General features: G+C 57.4%; 5 protein-coding genes. 3 read left to right on the forward strand and 2 right to left on the reverse strand.

What is annotated here, in order from left to right:
• On the reverse strand, positions 1–1,391 hold a 1,391-nt coding region (locus HQL65_19950; GenBank protein ID MBF0138510.1), incomplete at its 3' end, for an SPOR domain-containing protein.
• 194 nt (positions 1,392–1,585) lie between these two features.
• Between HQL65_19950 and HQL65_19955 the strand changes: the two genes are divergently transcribed.
• Genes HQL65_19955 through HQL65_19965 form a run of 3 tightly spaced genes read left to right on the forward strand, consistent with a single transcriptional unit; the run spans position 1,586 to position 4,250 of the window.
• Positions 1,586–2,491, forward strand: a complete 906-nt coding sequence (locus HQL65_19955; GenBank protein ID MBF0138511.1) for an ABC transporter ATP-binding protein — start codon at positions 1,586–1,588, stop codon at positions 2,489–2,491.
• Between the two features lie 19 nt (positions 2,492–2,510).
• A complete protein-coding gene (locus tag HQL65_19960; protein ID MBF0138512.1) occupies positions 2,511–3,278 on the forward strand; it encodes an ABC transporter permease in 768 nt (255 codons plus the stop codon).
• Positions 3,279–3,314: 36 nt separating this feature from the next.
• The gene (locus tag HQL65_19965; protein MBF0138513.1) at positions 3,315–4,250 is read left to right on the forward strand and encodes an HDOD domain-containing protein; all 936 of its coding nucleotides are present in this window, start codon (positions 3,315–3,317) and stop codon (positions 4,248–4,250) included.
• 14 nt (positions 4,251–4,264) lie between these two features.
• On the opposite strand, the gene HQL65_19970 is transcribed toward HQL65_19965, so the two are convergent.
• The coding region (locus HQL65_19970) for a DUF4351 domain-containing protein (GenBank protein ID MBF0138514.1) at positions 4,265–4,479 on the reverse strand (215 nt) is incomplete at its 5' end.

Below are 4,479 nucleotides of genomic sequence, written 5' to 3' on the forward strand. Positions count from 1 at the left end.
CGGGCATCCTCCGCCGGCCTGCTTTCCGGTTTGTGCGCCGGGGCACGGGCATCCTCCGCCGGCCTGCTTTCCGGTTTGTGCGCCGGGGCACGGGCATCCTCTGCTGCCAGGCGCTCTGGTTTGGACATCAGGTTTGGGGATTTTTTCGAATCGGAGATGACCTGAGACGCCTGCCCCTCGGCAATCGGAATCCCCTTGATGTCCAGCTTGTCCTGCATCAGACGCAAGGCGGCAGTCAGTTTATCCCGGCTGGCAAATGGACCCACAAACAGACGAATAAAAGGTTGTTGACCCACTTTGGTCTGCTGATGAAAAACCGGCAAGTGCAGTTTTTCCAGTTTTTCATAGGTCTCCCGGGCCGGCTTCCGTTCGGAAAATGAACCGGCATAGATCAAATTGGCATCTGCGGGAGGGGCAGACACTGATGGCGCAGACACTGATGGCGCAGACGCTGATGGCGCAGACACTGATGGCGCAGACGCTGATGGCGCAGTTGCACCTGGCTTGGCAACCATCTTTTGTCCGGCAGCAGTATGCCGGGCATCACTCATCTCCACGGCCAGATCATGGACACTCCCCTTGATGCCGGTCTTCTCCTCAATCAACCGGACCGCCAACTCGGCCTCGGCGGCATCGGAAAATGACCCGGCATTGACCCGGTAATATTGCTGGCCATTAACAAGTATGGTTTTATAGAAACTGGGAATCCCCAGGGCATTGACCCGGGCGGTAACGTGCTGGGCATTGTTGCTGTTGCCATAAGATCCCAGATAAATGGAATAACTGGTTTCCCGGCTCCGCGCCGCATCCCCTTCCGGCGGCGGATTGGGGTTGAACTTGAAATCGCCCAAAGCCGGTTTATCCAACTGGGCCGCCGCTTTTTTAGGATGCTCCCCTTTTTTGGACTTGGGTTGCACCGGCTGGTCGGAATCCGCCGGATCCCGGGTCATGATGTAAAAGGTGCTGAGGTGCTGTCGTTCCCGGCTGTTGATCTGGTCGAATACCTTGAAAAACAACCAGCCACTCGGAAATTCCCCAGCCACGGAGCCGACAACGGTATAAACGTGATCCTTGTCCCTGACCTGAACCGGATCATAGGCCATATCGGCAATTTTTTTGGAATTCCGGTCGAGAATATCAATCTGAAGCTGATGGGTCCCGGTTTCGATAAAAACCACATCCATGATAAAATAGCCATTGACGCCCGACATGTTGGCCGGCAAGACACTCACCACGGAACTGGGTTTCAATACCTCCCCGACCTCGACGAGCTTGTCGGAAAAATAAGCGTTGGTGATGAAAGCCCCCTGCTCCCCGATTGCCCCCATGGCCAACCATGGAACCAACAGCACAAATATGGAAAAAAGAGTCGCGGCTATCCCTGGCACCATGTCCCATCCTTGTCATGTGGTTTTGTTTTTCCAGCATACCATTGCGACAAATAAAAAAAAATGGTCCTGGATCGACCACCCCCTTTGTGAGCCATAGACGATTCCGGGTCTCACTGTCAATATGGACGGAACATCAGCACCGCAGCAGGCAGGAAACCTTGGCACCATCCTGAAGCATCCATGAGTCCGAACACATGACTCCCGCCTTGACCATCGTGGGTTTGGCCAAACATTATCGCAACGGCATCGAGGCCCTGCGCGGTATTGACCTGGAGGTTGGCCGGGGCGAATTTTTTGCCATTCTGGGACCGAACGGAGCCGGCAAATCGACCCTGATCAACATTGTGGCCCAGGTGGTCACCAAAAGTTCCGGGCATGTGACGGTGTTTGGCCTCTCCATCGACAAATATCCGCAACGCACGCGCATGCTGCTGGGCTTCACCCCTCAGGAGATTGCCCTGGACCCGTTTTTTACGGTGCGGGAAATTTTGCGTCATCACAGCGGCTATTATGGCCTTGCCGACAATCGCGCCTGGATCGATGAACTTTTGGAGCGGTTGCATCTGGCCCCCCATGCCGATCAGAACAGCAAGGCCCTCTCCGGGGGCATGCGGCGGCGTTTGACCATTGCCAAGGCCCTGGCCCACAAGCCCCGGCTGTTGATCCTCGATGAACCAACGGCCGGGGTGGATGTGGCGTTGCGGCACTCCTTGTGGGATTTTGTGCGCGAATTGCACCGGAATGGCACCACGGTCATCCTGACCACCCACTACATCGAAGAGGCCCAGGAGCTGGCCGAACGGGTCGCCATTCTGCGCGCCGGACAGGTGGCGGTCTGTGATCGCACCCCGGCCCTGCTCGACACCTTTGGCTTCCGGCGTTTCGAGATTCTCCTCCATACCCCGGTCCCATTTCCGCATGCCCTGGCTGCCGGTAATCCGGATCCGACCGGTTTGCGGCTGACGGGAGAGTTTGCGGTCGGTCGCAGCCCGGAATTTTTCTCCTGGCTCGGGACCATCGCCGGCCAGGTGGCGGATTTGCGCATCGATCTGCCGCGCCTGGAGGATGTATTCCTGCACCTGACGGAGGACCCAACATGAATGCAATGGATGACTCACCGTGAACTGGTATGGCAACTGGGCCTTGTTCCGCCGGGAGTGTCAGCGTTTTCTGTGGGTCTGGACCCAGACGCTCGGTGCCCCCCTGGTTTCGGCCATGCTCTATTTTGCGGTGTTCGGCGGTGCCCTGGGGGGACGGATCGGTGACGCCGACGCAGGAATCTCCTACCTGCAATTCCTGACCCCGGGTCTGGCCGCCATGGGCATCATCCAGCATGCCTTCCAGAACACGAGTTCGTCATTGATCCAGATGAAATATCTGGGCATGCTGCAATCCGACCTGCTCGCCCTGCCCCTCAAACCGGTCCAGATTGTCCTGGCCTTCACAGGGGCGGCCATTTTGCGCGGCCTGCTGGTGGGGGTTGGTATTCTCCTCGTCTCCCGCTGCTTTGTGACTTTCAGCATCGTCAAACCCCTGCTCCTGCTCGGAGCCACGCTGGTCATGGCGGCCATTTTCGGACTGGTGGGGCTGCTGACCGGTATCTGGGCCAAAAGCTTCGATCAGGTTGCTTTGGTGGGCAACTTCATTCTGACCCCCCTGGTCTATCTGGGCGGGGTTTTTTTCGCCAATTCGATGCTCCCGGCTGGCTGGCAGACGGTCCCGTTGTTCAACCCGGTTTTCTACCTGGTCGATCTGTTTCGCCATGGTGTCCTGGGGGTGGGACAGACGCCGCCGGGAAATGCCATCATTGCGGTCTTGCTCGTTTTGCTGGGACTCTTTATCCTGTCCGTTCTGCTCTTTCGTTTTGGTTGGCGGCTGAAAAACTGACCTTGCCAACCTGGATTGCCCAAGGAGGCCCGGCACATGCCGCATCGTTCGATCATCGACGCCACCCTGAATCAGAGATCCCTGGAACTGATCCGGGAGATTGGCATTCCGGCCATGCCGGCGGCGGTGCTGGAGGCCTGGCGGGAGATGAACGCCGCCGAGGCCGATTTCAACCGCATCAGCCGGGCAGTCAGCCGGGATCCTTCCCTGGCCGCCAAGGTTCTCCTGGTGGCCAACTCCTCCTTCTATGGCCGCACCATGGCCAATGTCTCCATTCATCAGGCCCTTGTGCGTTTGGGGATTCGCGGCTTTCATCGCCACATCATCATTGCGGCCCTGCGGGATGCATTTCGTGACGAACAGGAGGGATCCTTTGCCACTTTTCGGCGGATCTGGAGTCATCTGGTGTTGACCGCCCGCTTGGCGGAACTCGTGACCTTGCGCCTGAAGGAACCGGTCACCCCGGAACATGCCTATATTGCGGGTTTGTTTCATGATGGCGGGATTGTGATCCTGGAAAAAAAATTTCCAGGTCATTTGCAGGCTTTTGCGCAACAGGCCACCGACCAGGCCGGGCAGGCCGACATGCTCGCTTTCGACCGCAAGCATTTACAGACCGACCATGCCCAGATCGGGGAGCTTATGGCCCGCAGTTGGCTGTTGCCCGAAGAGATTTGTCTGGGTATTGGTCACCATCACGACCTGGATTTTTCCCGGCTCGAAAACCGCAACGCCGTCATGCTGGCCCGGATTCTCCAACTGGCCGACCGTCTGGCCAGTCATGTTGCCCGGTTGCACAACCATGAACCCCTGGAATTTTTCCAGGATGACGTCGGGGATTCCACCGCCATGGCCTGGGCCACCCCCTTGCTGGAACAACATCCCTGGAATCGGCTGCATCTCTCGGACCTGCAAGAAATATGTGCCGCCGTCATGGCCGAGTTCGACCCGGAGAAGGTGGATGAAATCTGAGGTAAATACTGTTTTCAAGGCTTGGCAAAAATCTCCTCAATCGACCCGGCATCAAAGATTTTGTCACTCCATAGTTCCAGGGATGCAAGATCCGCACTTTTCACGGTGTCATGAATGACCGCAGATGGCGGACCAAAACGCCGTTGCAATAAACGCAGGAAAACGACAGCCGCCCCTTCTTTGAGACCTTCTTTAAGGCCATCCTGGTGGCCTTCCTGGCGGCCTATTT

This window comes from Magnetococcales bacterium, from assembly GCA_015228935.1.
GTDB lineage: Bacteria > Pseudomonadota > Magnetococcia > Magnetococcales > DC0425bin3 > HA3dbin3.

Excerpts from the sequence above, each read along its gene's own strand:
- HQL65_19955 (MBF0138511.1), top strand. The coding sequence starts at position 1,586 with ATGACTCCCGCCTTGACCATCGTGGGTTTGGCCAAACATTATCGCAAC.
- HQL65_19965 (MBF0138513.1), top strand. The coding sequence starts at position 3,315 with ATGCCGCATCGTTCGATCATCGACGCCACCCTGAATCAGAGATCCCTG.